At 30.9% G+C, this 17,108-nt stretch carries 16 protein-coding genes; 3 read left to right on the top strand and 13 right to left on the bottom strand.

The window, feature by feature from the left end:
* The first annotated feature begins 2 nt into the window (after nt 1-2).
* On the top strand, nt 3-953 hold the full coding sequence (locus M0214_RS13565) for a transposase (RefSeq protein WP_248724969.1): 951 nt from the start codon (nt 3-5) through the stop codon (nt 951-953).
* 225 nt (nt 954-1,178) lie between these two features.
* On the opposite strand, the gene M0214_RS13560 is transcribed toward M0214_RS13565, so the two are convergent.
* A complete protein-coding gene (locus tag M0214_RS13560) occupies nt 1,179-1,367 on the bottom strand; it encodes a hypothetical protein (RefSeq protein WP_035325018.1) in 189 nt (62 codons plus the stop codon).
* Nucleotides 1,368-1,576: 209 nt separating this feature from the next.
* Between M0214_RS13560 and M0214_RS13555 the strand changes: the two genes are divergently transcribed.
* On the top strand, nt 1,577-2,326 hold the full coding sequence (locus M0214_RS13555) for a hypothetical protein (protein WP_248723102.1): 750 nt from the start codon (nt 1,577-1,579) through the stop codon (nt 2,324-2,326).
* A gap of 310 nt (nt 2,327-2,636) precedes the next feature.
* A complete protein-coding gene (locus tag M0214_RS13550; RefSeq protein ID WP_248723101.1) occupies nt 2,637-2,969 on the top strand; it encodes a helix-turn-helix domain-containing protein in 333 nt (110 codons plus the stop codon).
* A 447-nt stretch (nt 2,970-3,416) separates the two neighbouring features.
* Here M0214_RS13550 and M0214_RS13545 read toward each other — a convergent pair whose 3' ends face one another.
* The 12 genes from M0214_RS13545 to M0214_RS13490 form a co-directional block, all read right to left on the bottom strand.
* Nucleotides 3,417-3,620: a hypothetical protein gene (locus M0214_RS13545; protein WP_248723100.1), complete on the bottom strand. Its 204-nt coding sequence runs from the start codon at nt 3,618-3,620 to the stop codon at nt 3,417-3,419.
* Nucleotides 3,621-3,660: 40 nt separating this feature from the next.
* Nucleotides 3,661-4,071, bottom strand: coding sequence for a hypothetical protein (locus tag M0214_RS13540; RefSeq protein ID WP_248723099.1), 411 nt, complete (start codon nt 4,069-4,071; stop codon nt 3,661-3,663).
* Nucleotides 4,072-4,086: 15 nt separating this feature from the next.
* A complete protein-coding gene (locus M0214_RS13535) occupies nt 4,087-4,548 on the bottom strand; it encodes a hypothetical protein (RefSeq protein ID WP_248723098.1) in 462 nt (153 codons plus the stop codon).
* 5 nt (nt 4,549-4,553) lie between these two features.
* On the bottom strand, nt 4,554-5,132 hold the full coding sequence (locus M0214_RS13530) for a hypothetical protein (protein ID WP_248723097.1): 579 nt from the start codon (nt 5,130-5,132) through the stop codon (nt 4,554-4,556).
* Nucleotides 5,133-5,134: 2 nt separating this feature from the next.
* On the bottom strand, nt 5,135-6,610 hold the full coding sequence (locus tag M0214_RS13525; RefSeq protein WP_248723096.1) for a DUF2779 domain-containing protein: 1,476 nt from the start codon (nt 6,608-6,610) through the stop codon (nt 5,135-5,137).
* A gap of 11 nt (nt 6,611-6,621) precedes the next feature.
* Nucleotides 6,622-7,539 (bottom strand): Abi family protein, encoded by a 918-nt coding sequence (locus M0214_RS13520; protein WP_248723095.1) that lies wholly within the window; start codon nt 7,537-7,539, stop codon nt 6,622-6,624.
* Nucleotides 7,540-7,810: 271 nt separating this feature from the next.
* The gene (locus tag M0214_RS13515; RefSeq protein ID WP_248723094.1) at nt 7,811-8,947 is read right to left on the bottom strand and encodes a DUF3800 domain-containing protein; all 1,137 of its coding nucleotides are present in this window, start codon (nt 8,945-8,947) and stop codon (nt 7,811-7,813) included.
* Between the two features lie 69 nt (nt 8,948-9,016).
* Nucleotides 9,017-12,607 (bottom strand): Eco57I restriction-modification methylase domain-containing protein, encoded by a 3,591-nt coding sequence (locus tag M0214_RS13510; RefSeq protein WP_248723093.1) that lies wholly within the window; start codon nt 12,605-12,607, stop codon nt 9,017-9,019.
* Nucleotides 12,608-12,728: 121 nt separating this feature from the next.
* Entirely contained in the window at nt 12,729-13,802 is a 1,074-nt protein-coding gene (locus M0214_RS13505) for a hypothetical protein (protein WP_248723092.1), read from the bottom strand.
* Between the two features lie 49 nt (nt 13,803-13,851).
* Nucleotides 13,852-15,330 (bottom strand): hypothetical protein, encoded by a 1,479-nt coding sequence (locus tag M0214_RS13500; RefSeq protein WP_248723091.1) that lies wholly within the window; start codon nt 15,328-15,330, stop codon nt 13,852-13,854.
* Entirely contained in the window at nt 15,330-15,593 is a 264-nt protein-coding gene (locus M0214_RS13495; RefSeq protein WP_248723090.1) for a helix-turn-helix domain-containing protein, read from the bottom strand. The genes M0214_RS13500 and M0214_RS13495 overlap by 1 nt, the downstream gene beginning before the upstream one ends.
* A gap of 208 nt (nt 15,594-15,801) precedes the next feature.
* Nucleotides 15,802-17,052 (bottom strand): site-specific integrase, encoded by a 1,251-nt coding sequence (locus tag M0214_RS13490; RefSeq protein ID WP_248723089.1) that lies wholly within the window; start codon nt 17,050-17,052, stop codon nt 15,802-15,804.
* Nucleotides 17,053-17,108 lie beyond the last annotated feature (56 nt).

Below are 17,108 nucleotides of genomic sequence, written 5' to 3'. Positions count from 1 at the left end.
CCATTGGTAGCTTCTATGGAGTTAACGGTAAAAAACTTGGCAGACAATATCGTGATTCCCTAAGTGGATTTAAACAGTGGAAGGATAAGTCCCATGCTAAAGAGTGGCTCATATTCCCTGAGAATATGGGTAAATACTTGTCCATTGATGAAACAGCGCTTTCTAAGGGTGAACTATACACTATTATAACCAACAAAAAGGCAAAAGGAAAGAAAGGCGCTATTGTAGCTATACTTGCCGGTACCAAGGTAGAGCCTATCTTAGAACAACTCCTTAAAATACCCAGGACCAAAAGAGACAAAGTCAAAGAGATTACACTGGACATGGCTAATTCTATGAAAATGATTGCCAGAAAATGTTTCCCTAAGGCTATTCAGGTTACAGACCGATTCCATGTACAAAAGCTTGCTCTTGAAGCCCTCCAGGACATGAGAATCAAACATCGTTGGGAAGCTATTGACCTGGAAAATGAGCTAATCAAACAGGCTAAATCTAATGGACAAGAATTTAAACCTCAAATATTTAACAACGGGGATACCAGAAGACAACTCTTGGCTAGAAGTAGATACCTGCTTTACAAAGCTCCTAATAACTGGACTCCAAACCAATACCATAGAGCCAAAATACTTTTCGAACAATATCCAGGCATCAAAAAAGCTTATAACCTAGTACAAGGGCTCAGAAACATATTCAATACAGCAACTTCCATACAAACTGCATATACAAAGTTGGCTCACTGGTATAAAGATGTGGAACAAACTGGTTTTAGAGCATTCAATACCATTGCCAATACAATAACCCTGAACTACAGGTCTATCTTGAATTATTTTATCAATAGGTGCAATGCATCAGCTGAATCCTTTAATGCAAAAATCAAAGCTTTTAGAAGCCAGTTCAGAGGCGTAAAGAATACTGAGTTCTTCCTCTTTAGATTAACACAAATTTTTGCTTAAACACAACAATTAGTCATGATCCTGTAATGTGGGGAACATGTGGGGAAAGAAGTTTTATGCAAATAAAAAACCCCTTGTAAATCAAGGGGTTTCTTAATAGTTTCGCGGAGAAAGAGGTAAGTGAACCACTCTCGTAATGCCTTTATTTATTGGTGTTTCAGTCCTGTATCATTCTGAGGTCACCTAATAGGTCACCTTTAAAACCTTGTAGTAAAGATACGAAATTTACTTGATTAAACCCTGTACTTTACTGATTTCAAAGCCCATAAAGTCGCAAAATTCATCAATAGTAACTAACTGGTGCGCTTCTTTGTTAAGGCGTTCTTTAATCGCTTTGATTATTGTTCTGCCATAACGCTCACTCTTGCCTGTTACCACTTGCACGTCTTTAGGGTAAATACAGATTCTACTCATTCACTTTAAATTTAAAATTAATACTCTAACTATACTTTATCTATACTGTTGCCGTACAGCTCTCATATACAATATACGACTAAATTCCCATTGAAAAAACTTTCTATTTCGGAAGTTTTGGCAACTTATAAACACTACGGAAGTACTCCAATGCATTGATAGTCAATAGCTCGTATATTTGATATTCATCATCAAAAAATGTATTAGTTATGGCAAAATTAAAAGGCATTATTAAGTTAGAGGGAACGTTAGACAATCTAACTTTTTACAAAGCAAAAGAGGGATATTTAGTAAAAACTAAAGGCGGTGTTTCTAAAGAGCGTATTCAAAATGACCCAGCGTTTGAACGTACTCGTGAAAACGGTTCGGAATTTGGTAGTTCTGCATCATCTGGTAAACTATTAAGAACAGCAGTTAGGAACTTAATGGTTAGAGCAAAAGATAACCGAGTTTCAAGTCGTGTTACACAAAAAATGACTCAAATTAAGAACTTTGATACAACGTCTGTAAGAGGTCAAAGAAATGTGGCTACAGGATTGGCAAGCACAGAGGGTAAAACCATCCTAAAGGGCTTAGATTTCAATAATAGAGCCTTATTGAAAAGCGTTTTATTTGCTCCTTATTCTGTAGATAGTGCGACAGGAGAAATATCTATTGTAGATTTAACACCAGCTAATGATATTGCATATCCAATTGGCGCAACTCACGTGAGTTTTACCTCAGCATTTGTGAAAATTGACTTTGACTCTACAGATAACGCTATAGAATACAGTCCAACTGTAAATATTCCGATTGATACAACCTCTGCAACGCAAACACTAACGCCTGCAGGTGTTCCAACAGGCACAGGGAACGACATATTCGTTTTATTGGTTGAATTCTTTCAAGAGATTAACGGTGTTCAGTATCCGCTTAAAAATGGTGCATACAACGTTTTAAACATCGTAGAAGTGGCATAGTTTCATTCTGACCTTTGAAGCTGAAAGAGTCCTATGGTTTTGTATCATAGGGCTTTTTCTTTTTACCATTAATTTTTAAAAGAAAACAAAAAAAGAAAGCCGATGCTTTGGTAGCGTGGATAATGCTGTCAAGGTTTTTGGGTAAAAGTTTTTTACTCTAAAATCTTGAAATTTTTTACGACTGCTTCTTAAAAAAGTTTTATTCAAAACCCGTAGGGCTTGACCTTTACAGTATTGAGCGTTGGCCGATGGAAGCTACCTATATTTGCTACCTTTTTTTATTTTCATATTTCAATCTAAAAATAGAATTATGGAAAATCCTTTTGAAATTATTAACGAGCGTTTAGATAAAATTGAAAAGTTATTACAAAATATCTACGCTACTAAAGACGCTAAAACCAAAGGTGTTATTATCCCTGAAATAATGAATGTTAACGAAGTTGCTAAATATTTAAGTATAACACCATCGGCAATATATAAATTAACAAGTACAAAGGAGATACCACATTCTAAACGAGGTAAACGTCTATATTTTCAGAAAGACGAGATTAATGATTGGATAGTAAAGCATAAGCAATATACAAATGATGATATAGAACGCATGGCCTCCAATTACTTGATTAAAAATAAAAGGCGGAGTTAGTGAAATGAAACAAACAAATACTTGAGATAAGGAATACTTGGACTTAGCGATGGTTTTGTGCAGTTGAATGAGATAACGTTATTTTCAATATTTAACTACATTGAGCGGGGGTAAAGCGGATATTTTACATAATACCAGTTATAGCTACGAAAATATAAGAATACTGCGATAGCAAACCCTTGAAAGGATTTTTGCTACTATAACTGGTATTATGTAAAATAGCTTGGGTGAGTTTAGGGTTTTATGATACAATAATAACAGAATAGCTTATTGCAGTTTGGTTTGATTTTATGAAAACCGAAGCTGTAATATGCTATTACCTTAAAGACAAAAAAACGCTAAACTTGTGAGGTGAGCGGAACAAAACAAAAGACAGAGGATTTTGAGGCACGAAAAAACTGGGTTTTGGGTTGTGGGGGTTTGAATATCTCTTTGTTCTACTATATTTTACAAAGATTTAAGTTCTTCGTAAGTTTTACCACCTAAACTAATTATAAAATCCTTAAGCCTTATTGTTCTGATTAAATCTGAATGATATTCATCTTGTTCTGATACATCTTTGTACGAAATTGTAAGACTTATAATTTTATCGTTTTCATCTTTTACAACATTTGAAGTTTCGCCTTCACCATAAACACAATCTTCAGACATTAAATAGTCAAGCTTTTTTTGAACAAAATTAAGACACGTTTCATAGCGTAATATTGGACAATTGTGAAATTTTCTTTAATTCTTCATAAGTGTCTTTATCATTTGCAAATAAGTCACCTACATAATTAATCTCCGCACCTTTTCTGATAAAATAATGAAACAAGTTTTTGTATGGTGCGCTGTCAATTAACAAGGATAAGAAATTTGGACACCAATCGTCTACAGAAAAATTGAAACTAACATTATCAAATATGAAAGGGTAAAAAACAGATTTGTAAATCTTATAATCCGTATTGTTATAACATCCTTTAATTATTTTAACTAACAACCTTTGTTTATCGCTTTCTGTTAAAAACGGTCTCTTTAACCAGTAGGATGATAAAAAACGATTATAATCACCTTCTTCTAAATATTTGTATAATTCATATGTGTATTTATATCCTAAAAGCATCTATATTTTTAATTTCTATTTTGATTTACTATACTTGGGTGCATTACTCATATCATTAAACTTTGGGTATCTTCCATTGTGCTCTATATAGATTGCCCAACAATCATATTCACATTTTGCAACTTCTCCCATTATTCTTAAATCATTTGGTGTTGGGTTTTTAGTATCACACTTAAAAGAACAGATTGCTACATAAATATTATCCTTTATGGCTTCATAATCTTGATATTCATATAAAAACCTATCAGCACCTCCGTGATGTGTTCTAATCTTTTTAATTGTTGCATCAAATTGACGTAATCTACTTCTTAAACCACCTTTAGAATTAGTCATACCAATATATTCTAACTCTGGAATAAAACTAAATGTATTGAGTGATTTACCTGTTACTGCGATACAATAGATACCAGGATAATTTATGCCATCTAACGTATTTCTATCTTCCCATTTTACCCAATTTGTAAACCTATTTATCATATAAATTATTGCAATAATTTGCTGTAATTACGTGTGTTTAGAAACTGACCGAATGCAAAAAAAGCTTCATCTAATTTCTTTAAATCATTAATATTCTGTGAGACTATAAACGGTAAATATCTTTCAAAGTAAAATTGCTCTTTAGCTTTATTACTTATTGAGGAGTTTGAAATATTAGGCCAATCTTCTTTATTAATAAATAAAAATGCTCTGTGAATGTGTTGGTCGTAAATAGGGTATTTATTTGGTTTTAAGGTGTGGAGTAAAAATATTTTCCAAACAGCTGTTAAATTCTCGAATTCTAATTGAAAAGTATTTAAATCTATGTTAGGACTATTCTTTAATTCATTAATTAAAGTAAGTTTAGAAATTATTTTTGTGTCTAAAGACTTTTGTTTTAGCGTACTTAATTTCATACCATTTTTCCATTCAAATAGACTTTGAATGTCTGTTGGTGTATATGTTTTTCTTGTTAGTGATTTATAGTAAACCTCTTCGTTGGCATAAGAATATAATCTCGACCAATGTTTTATAAATTCGTTAAGGTTAGTAGATGGTGTTTTATAAAGTTGAATTAAATGCATGGTTAAAAAAGTTTAGTTAACACCTCATAAAGCTTAACCATTGCCAATGTATCTAATTCGCAATACTCTAAAAGGTTTTTTCTGGTAGATTCTATATCTTCACTAAAGTCTTTATCTAATACCATTCTTCCCCAAGTATCTAATGCCATAGTACCATTATTAACATCTAAATCTGAATAGCTTATATCTGGACATAATACTGGCAACACTTTTTTAATAGAACTTGAACCGTGAAAACGATAATCTATGTAGTCTTTTTTGAAAATGGTCTCTAAATCAAACGTATGCTCATTAATGTAAGTGAGGTAATTGGTAAACTGTGGTAGCCATTCTATTAAGTCTTTATTTCTGCTAATTTCAAAACTGGCGTGCCACGATATAAACGTACCTGCACCTCCTGTAAAGTCTTGCATGGCGCAGAGCATATCTGTTGGCATTTGCATAGCATCTAATAAATGTTCAAAATGCGTTAAGGTATTATCTTCTGTTAGTGTATGAATAGATACTTGAAAGGTTAGGTGTTTATGTGGACTTAAACCATCTATTCTTGGGATAGCACTTGCATAGGTTTCATAATCTATAAAATGTAATGGAAACTTTAATTTATCAAATTCCCTCTTAATACTAGTCTTATTTATTATAGGTTGCTCTTGTTTTACAGATTCTACTTGGGTTTGTTGGTTTACGTTTAATTCAAAATCTTTTGGTATGTCTATAATGGCGTATTGCTCATTATCTGCCAATAGCCCTACTTTTTTAGCTGAAATACGACCAATTTCATAAATGCTATACTCTGGAATAGTGGTGTTAAAATACCCAAATGCATCACAATGATTAGACCTTGTTTTGTATTTACAGGAACATACGTTTTCATTAATTACTTCTTTATTGATAAAATTTGAACCTGCATTTATTTGATTAACTACGCCTGAATATATTGCATTTACCTTTTCCGTAATATCAACGATTTCTAATAACTCACTTGGAATAATAGCTCCTTGTTTAACATATGCTGCATTTAAATGAATGATAGACACTTTAGAAACTGCGTAACCACATTCTGTAAGTACATATTTCTGAAAACACGCATCTTCTATGTGTCTATGCTTTCTATCTTTTTTTATCGAGGTAGAAGATTTTACTTCATAGATATGCCACGTTCCATCTGCTAACCGTTCTAATATATCTATACGTGCAAATATGTCTTTATTAGTGCTAAATGATGGCTGAAAGTAAACACTATGTGTGTCTGTTAATGCGTTTTGTGTTTCTTTAGGACTGCCATACTCTGGTAAGTCCAAACCATTTGTAAATAACTGTTTCGCATAGGTTTCTACTTCATAACCCTCATTAATTAATTTTTCTGCAAATAATGAAAACTCACCTTTAGGATATACCTCTGGTTTATTCTTTAATAACCATATCGTTTCTGGACAATCTAAATAATACTTAAAATCTGTTTTGGTGAGTTGGTGCATTTATATATTATTTATTTCCAAAGAGGCTCATTTAACCAATTAGGTTTCATGCCTAATGCATTTGGGTCTACATTTGGATATTTTTCAATAAGTTCATTTAAACGGGTGGTAAACCTATTATTAGGCTGTATTGTGTTTAACATATATTTCATTAAACACATATGCACATAAAGTTTCGTAAACTCGTGCTGTTTTGGTACATTATTAGCATCTTGTATCCAAGGGTTAGGTGGTTTAGGCAATAGTTTTACTGTACTTGGCAAATTACGATTCCATAAGCGTGAGTGGTGCGCACAAAAATTGCGTATCTGTGCAATAGATTGCAACCAACTTGGTAAATAGGTATGGTTTACTGCACCAAAATCAACAGCAATGGTATCTTTTGATTTTACAGTATGCTTTAAGTTACCGTATAATTTAGATAAATTCCCAAAACTAACCTGTTCTAAACTTTTCCAAGAAGGTGGGAACCTTAAATCATCTTTATGTTTTTTAAAATGATTTTTTATTGTCACGTCTTTACTCCGTGCCCTTGTAATTTCTTCTTCAATTTTTGCCAAGGTTTTAGAGAATTGCATACCATCTATAAAAATATCTGTATTACAAAACCACCATGGGTCTATTTCATGTGATAAGTAATAGATTAGTTTTGTACGAAGACTTATTTCTATTTTTTCAATAACATCAAAAAGTAGTAGGCGCAATTCGGCATCAAAATTGTAAAGTGCGACTACATCCTTAAATCTACTATTAGGCTTAAATATATGGTTGTCTTTATCTGCTTGCATAACATACCAGTATTCGCCTAATCGGTAATAGCTTATATTAGAGAGGTACTTTTCTGCTAATGCTATGTTTGGGATGTGTAAACCTCTATCTTGTAGCTGTTTAATTTGTTCTTGAAATGTGAATGCTTTTTTACTAAACATAGAAATAGAGTAGGGTGTTTAGCAAAAACAATAGGGTATAAAAAGCAAAAGACACACCCTGGGACGCTGTTCTAATGGGTAGCGTGGTGTGTACTGTTACTGCAAAAGTACACATTTTTGTATTATTTACGATACTATTTACCATATTTTTCATTATTAAACGTTTTACACAACCTCAATCTCCTCCTCAGTTAACTAATAAAACTCATAAACCAAAGCATCAATTTTTTTATAGGAAGACGTTTTATGTTGTTGCATATCTTTTATTAAATTATTTAGATAATGTGTCAACTAAGTTTTTTAACTCACTCATCTCTTCAAGTGGAATAAAATCCCCAACTGTTTTATTAAGAAAAACACTATTAGCTATTTCTATTTTTTTTAACATGGGTAATATATAATTTAGATAGTGACTAAAGTAAATATGAACATCTGACTTATTTACAGCCAACTTATATCCGCTTTTGCTCGAAGAAGACACAATAATAATTCCCTGAAACCTTAGATTTTTTATAATTATTCTTAAATTTTCAATTGATAATTCTTTACCCGTTGTATGTTTTATAGAATTAGTGATTTCATAGGTTTGAGCATATCTAAATGGCATTACCCTTTGATACCATAACAAATATTCTAAAACATTTTTTTGAATATTATCATTTTCTTTTTCACAATTATCTATGGCGTCATTTCGAACAATATTATATAGTTCTTCATCAATAACTTTTTCTTCATCGGCTTTAAATATTTTATTTCCTTCTTTAAATGGGAAAAAAGAAACATTTGGTGTAACAGGTTTTAATAAATTAAAGATATCCTCACTTTTTTCTGACAAGAAAGAAGCATTAAAAACCCTACCGTAAGAACCAGCAACTAAATCTGCAAGTTGAATTAATGGCTCATTTTTGTCATCCGATATGTTATATTTTTCAAAGAAGTTATTTTGGAAGTTTTGAGCAATATATGTTTTAAGTTCAATTTGGTATTTTTCATTTATTAAGTTGTCCATGTGGATTTCAAAATCAGAAAAATTATTATTCAATTGAGAAACAAATATTTTCTGAAAGTATTTGTAAAACACCTCTTTAAATCGAAGTCCTCCTTTTTCTTTATCTAGTTTCTCTTTTTCTATTACTAATAAATAAATGATAAAATTTAAGTTATTGACTAAGTAATTTAAAGCCTTTAATCTTGTTTCTTCTTTTCTTAGAACCCTAGAGCTTGATTTAATTATATTGCCTTTAAAGTATTTATTGCTAATATCGTCTCTTACAGCTCTAGCCTTATTCAATTGAGATTCTTTAATAACAATGGCCGCATAAACAAAGTGGGTAATATTCTTTACATCATTGCTTTTTAGAGTAGATGTTCCAAATTCGTCACCATAAATAAATACTTTTTCGCTCATAGTTTAACTATTCTCTAAAATCTCAATTTAGCTCGCCTCATTTCTATTTTATTTAATAGTGCTCGTGAATTAAGATTGCTCCACAATCTTAATTTCATCTGGTGTTAAACCATACAACTCATAAACCATTGCATCTATTTCTGCTTCTAATACTGTAGTATCTGCTTCTGGATTTTCTTTTTTGAAAGATAAGACTTGTTTGACTTTTTGTTTTATTGATACACTCGAACTTTCCTTATATATAAAAGGCATTGCTTTAATATCTACAGTTTTTATTTGTGCAAATGCTTTACCAGATTCTTGTTTATAAAAATGTAAGTAAAAATTAAGTAATGAACTATTTAATAACCCCAACACAAAATGTAAATCAAAATTTGATTCTTCGTTATTTACAACTATATGCACTGTTTTGTCATTGTAATTACAATTAGTGTCAATAGTTGCAATAATATCTTTTGAGGTCTGTCTGTATATTATTTTTGGATTTAATTCAAAGAAATCTTTTGAAAACCTAAAAACATCATTCTCATTTAATAATTCTTCAAAATTATGGCGCAAGTAATTGGATGGGGTTTTTTGAGAATATCTAAATATATCGCCTCCTTTTAAATATGGCTTATCAGAATCGTTTAACTGTTTACCAGAGTATAATATTCTACTACCAACTGAATCCCCCCTTGTTTTACCTCTTCCAATTGACCAATAATTAAAGCCTACGTCTTTAATTAGAAAGAAATTTTCAAACTTTTCAAAAACATCTAACTTCTTTATTAAAGGGCTCTTATAGATAAAGTCTAATTCATTTTTATCGATTTCTCCTTCAATTTCTGAAATTCCCTTTTTTAGCACCCAGTTAGTAGGTATAGCTCCTTTTTGAAATAATAAAATAGATGTGTAAACATTAGCTTCATCGAATACCAATGTGTTATTGAAGTTTATAATTTCAATAATTTTATTAGATATTAATAATTCTCTTAACTTTTGAAAATATGTTCCTTTCAAAAAAGTATTAGGCGTTATGTAAGACAAAAAGCCTTTATCATTTAAAATTTTATTACCTCTACTAATGAATGCAACGTATAAATCGTTATTCCTTTTAAATTCTATAAAATTAATCTCTAAATTATTTTTAACCTTTTTATCATATTCGATTAAATATGGCGGATTCCCAATTACGGCATCAAAACCAATATATGAGCCATCATCTGCCAATACTTCTGGAAACTCAAAACGCCACTCAAACGCATTGTGATAAATAGCGTTATTAACTATTTCTTCTTTTTCAATAAGTGCTTTTTCTGCTTTAGTCTTTAATTTTTTTAGTTCGTCTTTATCCTTTTTGGTTATTTTTTCTCCAAAGGCTTTTAAGTTTTTTTGTCGTTCTTGCTCATTTATAAGCTGGCCTTGTGCTTTTTGAAATTTTATTATGAAAGCATTGTCTAAAGTACTTTTAAAATTATGTTTTACTTCATTTATAATTTCTAAAACCTCTCTCTTACGTTCCTTGCTATTCGTCTCTTTATATTCAGCTACTGCATTTTTATAGTCTTTAAAACTATAGTTAACGTCTTTGCCCTTAAATGCATCTTTTAAATCATCATCTAAATTAAAACGGCTAATTAGTGAGTTACCGCACTTAATATTAATATCAATATTAGGTAATGTGTGAAGCGCATTATCTTTAGTATAGTAGGCGTTTTTTAGTAGCTCTATCCACAAACGCAAACGGCATATTTTTACAGAGTTTGGGTTAATATCTACACCAAATAAGCAGTTTTCTATTAGGGTTTGTTTTTGGTGAAACAGTGTGTGCTGTATACGTATATTTTCTCTATCGTTTGGGGTGTACTCAAATAATGCACCCTTATCATCAATAACATAGAGTTCGTCATTTACTATTTCTATATCGCATCGCAATGGCAAGCCTTTAGCATCTACCAAAATGCCTAATTCATTTTTAATAACAATAAGTTCGTTTAAAGCACTTACCAAAAAGTGACCAGAACCTACTGCTGGGTCGCATATACGTAAACTATCTACAATGGTATTAAAGCGTTTTAAATCGTCTATTTTAAAATACTTGTTGCAGTAACTTTGTAGGTCTTCAAAAGTTTCTATTTGGTCGTTTTCTTGCTCCTTAAATTTTTGAACTACAGCACGTCTCAACGTCTCTTTACACATATACATTGTAATGTATGCAGGTGTGTAAAATGAGCCTTCTTTATAGCCATTAATTTTTTCGAATATTAAACCTAATACTGATGCGTTAATCAATGATTTTGTTTCTTGTGCATCCTCGATACCTTCTTTACCATCAGTAGCAAAATCGTAAGCCTCTAAAAACTGAAATAGATAATCTAATGTAGATAGTTTACCCTTTAATCGTTTACCATTTGCATCTTTTAAAACAGTACTGCTGTAGAGGGTAATTTCGTCATTGTTTAGCGCAGATATTTCAAAGGCTTCATTCTCTAAAGTATTACGTTCAAACAAAGAACTGTTTAAATACGGTACATCTTTATACTTTTCTTTGTATTTAGGATGTCTTTCGTTTTCTTTTTTCGCTAAAGCGGAAAAAAATAAATCGTTTAGCTCATCATAGTCTGTTATAAATGATGCGTTAAGAAATCTGTATTTTGGGTCTTTGTTATGATAAGACAATAATTGAGATTCTAATAGCTTTAAAAACAAAATTCTGTTTACCCAAGTAAGGCAAAGCTCTAAACCAGCATTAAAAGCTTTGTCCTCACCGTTTTCTATGCTTTTAATCTGTGAGAGGTAATCTCTATCTTCAAGTATTACAATCGTATTTTCTAAAAGTGAGGCATAGTCTCTGCTTTTTTCAGATTTACGACTTATTAGTTTTTTACCTTTTACTTTTACTTCTTCTAAACCTATAATGTGCAACAACTCATTATAAAAGGCTTTATTAAGTTGATTACTATCGTTACCAAAAGCGTGACCTAATAGATGCACATCAGAAAAAATCTTAAATAGTGTGTTTAAATGTGCATCACTTAATTTAGTAAAATTAGTTTTGGTAAAGTCTAAATGAACAAATGGTAATTCTTGTTCAATTTCTGCAATATATTTTTTTGCAATTTCATTATAGAACAATTCATTTTTTGAGGTGTCTTTTAAACCATCTCGAAAGGCTTTGTATTCTTTTAAAAGTGCCTTATTCTTATAAAAGTAATTATAAAAGTCCTCTGCTTTAAATAAATACCACTCGTAACCGTTAGTGGCTATTAAGTGCTTTATATTATTATTCTCATTATCTAAACGTTCACGCAAGTAATACAATAATAATTCTTGTAATGCCTTACGATTTAAATTAGACTCTGTTAGAAATTCAGATTTATTGCTTGGCTTTTTTGCCTCAATAATAACACCAACGTCCGAATTAGCTGTTGCATCAGTATAGATAGCTAAATCGATACGGTCTTTTGTGTTTACGTAATTTGCTTTATAAAATGTATTCGAAAAGAAATCCTTAAAATGAGATTTAATATGCTCTTCACTTTCTCCATTATCGTCACTTAATTTAACAGCTTCAATGCATTCTACTAATTGGCTTGTGAAATGTGTAACGTCTTTACGTAATGGTTTGTGTTTTCTATATGCAGGATTTAATGCTTTTCTGGTGTTGGTTTTATTCATTCTTTTGATTGACCTTAGCTTTTAATGAACCTTAAAAATATAAATCTTTTTTGTAGGAATTAGGAAATTTCCCAAGTATATTTTAAAGCCAATAATGAATTGGGTTTAGTGGGTTAATTAGTTAATTTTTACTATAACCATATTGGATATTAAAGTGGTCTAAATAATTGTCTATTATCTCATATTCACCATCCTTCGATGATAAAAAATATGGGAGAATTTTTCTTATTGATAAATTACCTCGTAACAAATCATCTGCATAAGCAGTAAAAGAATGAGTTATTTGTAATTCATTTCTAAATTTTAAAGCTGTTTTTAATTGCTCTTTTATTCTTTTATTGACTACTAACTTTGTTTTACTCTTTGCTCTTGAATATTTATCATCATCATTATACATCTCAATTCTATCATTGTAGATTCTTTGTAATTCTGCAAGTAAATGTTCAGCATAATCATTCTCATCAACAATTTTTTGCTCAATGTATTTTAGTTTATTAACCGCTATTGAATCGAATGTAAAGAACTTGTTTAAAGATGGTCTGTGTTCTTCTTCAAAATACTTATCGAGATATTCGCAAAGAAATTCTATTTCATAATTTTTTAATGCACGGAATAAATCAACGTCATTAAATTTAAGCGCCGTTGATGAAATATTTTTTTGATATTTAAGAGAAGATAGATAATCATTAAAAATAGTGATAGCTTCTCCCTCCTCAGATTCGTAGATATATTTTTCTTTATTATTTAATTCTTCCTTATTATTCTTTATATTATTCTTTTGTAGGTAGTTATCAACTAAAGGAATAAAGAAATCAGACAAATGTTTACTGAAATCGGAAGGTAGTTGACCGTTTTTGGATAACTGATATATTTTAGGTATTAATTCCACTATTTTTGGGTAGTGAACAGTAAAAAACTTTACTCTTGGCATACCTTTAATTTCGGTTGAAATAATTCCTAAACTTTCAAATCTACTTATTATTGATTTTAGAGAATGTTTTTTAATACCTGTTTCTTGTCTAATAGTTTCCGAGCTGTGAAAGAACTCTTTTTTCTTTTTAAAGGCCATCCCTTTGACGACTATATACTCAAAAAAAACGACCTCTTCACAGTTGAGGAAATCATAATTGTATCTATTTAATTTTAGTATATTAATAGCTAAAGGATGCTTGTCCTTCTTTTTTAATTTCTGCATCTGACCAATGGAATTAAATTTATTTGTTGTTACTCACTCTTATTTTTGGTTAAGAAGCCTTTGCAAATGCTTTTTGTTTTAATTCGTTAACTTCTTTAATGATATTGTCTTTACACCAATGCTCTTCCTTAATACCAGGAACTGCTCCAATGGTTTTAAGAAATTCTTCTTCCATTATTTTTCTTATCGCAGGGATATATTGCTTAGTGGACGCAATACTATCGTGTATGGTATAGATTGGTGCTTTGGGCAATTCTTTAGAAATACGCTTTGCAATTCTATCTATAAATAAATTGCTTTCTACACGTTGTAGTGCTCGAGGTAGAACAGAATGGTCATGTTTTTTTATATCATAAAATACTTTATAGACCTCTGGGAACAGTGCCTCAAAAAGTTTTACAAACTTTGATTTAGAGTGTACTTCTGAAAACATAAACTTGAAAACGTTTCGTTTTACGTCTCCTCTGGACTCGATATACACTCCTAACTCTTTATGTATCTTTTCTCTTAAATTCTCATAGAAATTACCTTTAATAGCTAGTCTAAAGTATTCCTGAAAGTGCATGTTTAAAGGGCTATCTTTAAAAAGTCCTAACATAATGTAAGACGTTTTACTTAAATTACATTTTGTTACTTTAGAGTTTAAACTATCAACCTCTAAAAAAGGTTGATTAGTTAAACGTTTATACATCTCAATAGGATTATCAAAGATGATGTCTACTTTTGCACCATTATTAAAACTTCTTATCAAATAATTAGTAGATAAAAGTTTTGTACTCAAAAAAATTTGACTGTTCTTTAAATCTAGGGCATGCAACTCTTCGCCGTTATAAGTTACCGCATTTCTGTATATGCTATTCATATTTGTCAGCACAGAATGATAGCGCAGAACATTATTGTCTCTACGAGGCTGATTTAATGCTTCTTTAAACCTTTGTATTGAGCCAAGAGCAAAGTCTTTTTGTTTCATCGGTCTTTTTTCTTTGCCAGTAGTTATATTAATGTCTCTCAACTCTGGATACTCTTGTTTAATGTTAAAAATTTCATTCATTGCCCAAATAGAAATTTCTTCATCTATTTGCAATTTATCATCAAACCATTTTGATAGATATGTGTATGACCTATTTTGAGATTTTATTCTGTTGATATAGTTAATCAGCTTTTTTCTAATAGACCTATCTTGAAGTGTTAAAGGCGATTTCGCTATAGGTGTGTCATATTCTTTAGAAAACTTATAGCCTTTACAAAATTTATCTGTTTGATATGATTTAGTTCGTTCAACAATTTTTAAATCGTTTATGAAGTAATTCCAATATTCATGATAATTATGTACCATATCCTGCATTATCTTTGATGATAGTTTGGTGTATTCTTCGCTAACCGAATCTTTTTTATTGAGTCGTTTAACACTAATAAGATGCAATAAGTATCTTGCTTTTTCTCTAACAAAAGGTGTAAATGTTGGGTAGTTGTCATCGATTAGATTGTCTAAATCTAAGTTCTCTGGAAAATAAAAATGTAACTTCATTAAGCACTCTTGTTTTGGGTTAAAATTTTAATTACGTCGTCATACTCATAGTACATTGTTTTACCCATTTTGGTAAAGGGTAGTGTACCGTTAACACGTAAGTTTTGCAACGTACCTGGTGAGATGTTAAGCATCTCTCTTACGTCTGCTGATTTTAACCACTTTTTTTGCTCTGTTTGGCTTCCTAAAATTGTCTTAAGTTCTGTGATGATTTCCTGTTTAAGAGTCTTTAAATCATCCTTTGTGATAAATTCTACTGTCATTTAAAAAAATAATAAAATTATAGGTATAAATACCTGATTAATAAGGAGCGTAAATTACTACTAAATTTTAGTTTAAAAATTACTAGTTATTAGGAGTTTTAAACACATAACTCACATGGTTTTTGGCTTAAATTGTTTGATTTTGTGGTGTTTACAAGGGTTTTGTGTTGAATTAATAGTCAATTTTGTATGCTATTGTTTATATCTCCTAATTAGCTAATCGCTTGGATGCTTCTACATTACTTTTATCTGCAAATTTTTGCTTTAAAATTGCCATATCATCACTTACTTTTCTATCCAATATTTTGGCATAATGTTGTGTTGTTTTTAGTGATTTATGGCCCAACATTTTACTAACCGATTCCATAGGCACACCATTAGACAATGTTACTGTAGTTGCGAACGTATGGCGCGCTAAGTGGGTTGTTAAGTTTTTATTGATGCTACATAAATCTGCTATCTCTTTGAGATAAGCATTAGACTTTTGGTTACTCAATACAGGAAGTAAAACGCCTTTTGTAACTGCCTCTGGATGATTCTCATATTTCTTTATGATTTCTAATGCGGTTGGAAGTAGTGGAATATTACTGCGTGTATCCGTTTTAGTACGCTTTGTTTTTATCCACTTATCGCCATCAATACCAAATACTAAATTGTCTTTTGATAGCTTTTTAACGTCGCTATACGCTAACCCTGTAAAGCAACAGAAAATAAAAATATCTCTTACTTGTTCTAGTCTTGGCGTATGTAACTTTTTGTTAAGCATTTCTTGTATTTCTTCTTCTGAAAGAAATTGACGTTCTACTTCTTTTAAACGGACTTTATAATTTAAAAAAGGGTCTTTCTTAATCCAATCGTTTGCTATTGCAATGCGTACTATCTTTTTAAAATTCTTGATGTACTTGATTGTGCTGTTATGACCGCAGTTTCTAACGGTTTTTAAATAGAACTCAAAATCTGTAATATACTTGTGGTCTATTCTCTTAATAGGTATATCACTTACATTGTATTGCTCTTGCATAAACTCTTGCAGATGCTTACATACCGTTTTATAACGCTCTAAAGTTCCTGCCGAAAACTCTTTGCCTACCAATTTTTCAACTTGCTTGTTATGATTTTTAAATAGTGTTATTATGGTACGCTCCTTATCTTCAACGCCTAGAAACTTGTTTTTAAGGGTTTCAGTTGTAACCTCTTTGTTATCTTGAATTAAGTCTCTTTGGCTTTGATATACTTTTGTAGTAAGTGAATCTAAATAGGCATTTAGCTCCCGTATATCTTCTGTTCTTCCAATAGCTTTATTGGCTTTATTGCTCCATTTTTCAATGGCAATAGTACGTTTTGTACTAATCTCTGTGCGTTTACCATCTATGGTAATACGTAGGTAAATTGGGCAATTACCTTGTGCATCTACTTTACTCTTTTTTAAGTAGAATAATAATCCAAATGTTTTGTTCATTCTGGTGACCTTTAATTATACATTAATTTACGAAATTTCTAGGTCTTATAATTGAA

This window comes from Seonamhaeicola sp. ML3, from assembly GCF_023273855.1.
Classification (GTDB): domain Bacteria; phylum Bacteroidota; class Bacteroidia; order Flavobacteriales; family Flavobacteriaceae; genus Seonamhaeicola.
The sequence above is the reverse complement of the archived record's forward strand: the minus strand, read 5'-3'. Positions and strand labels throughout refer to the sequence as shown.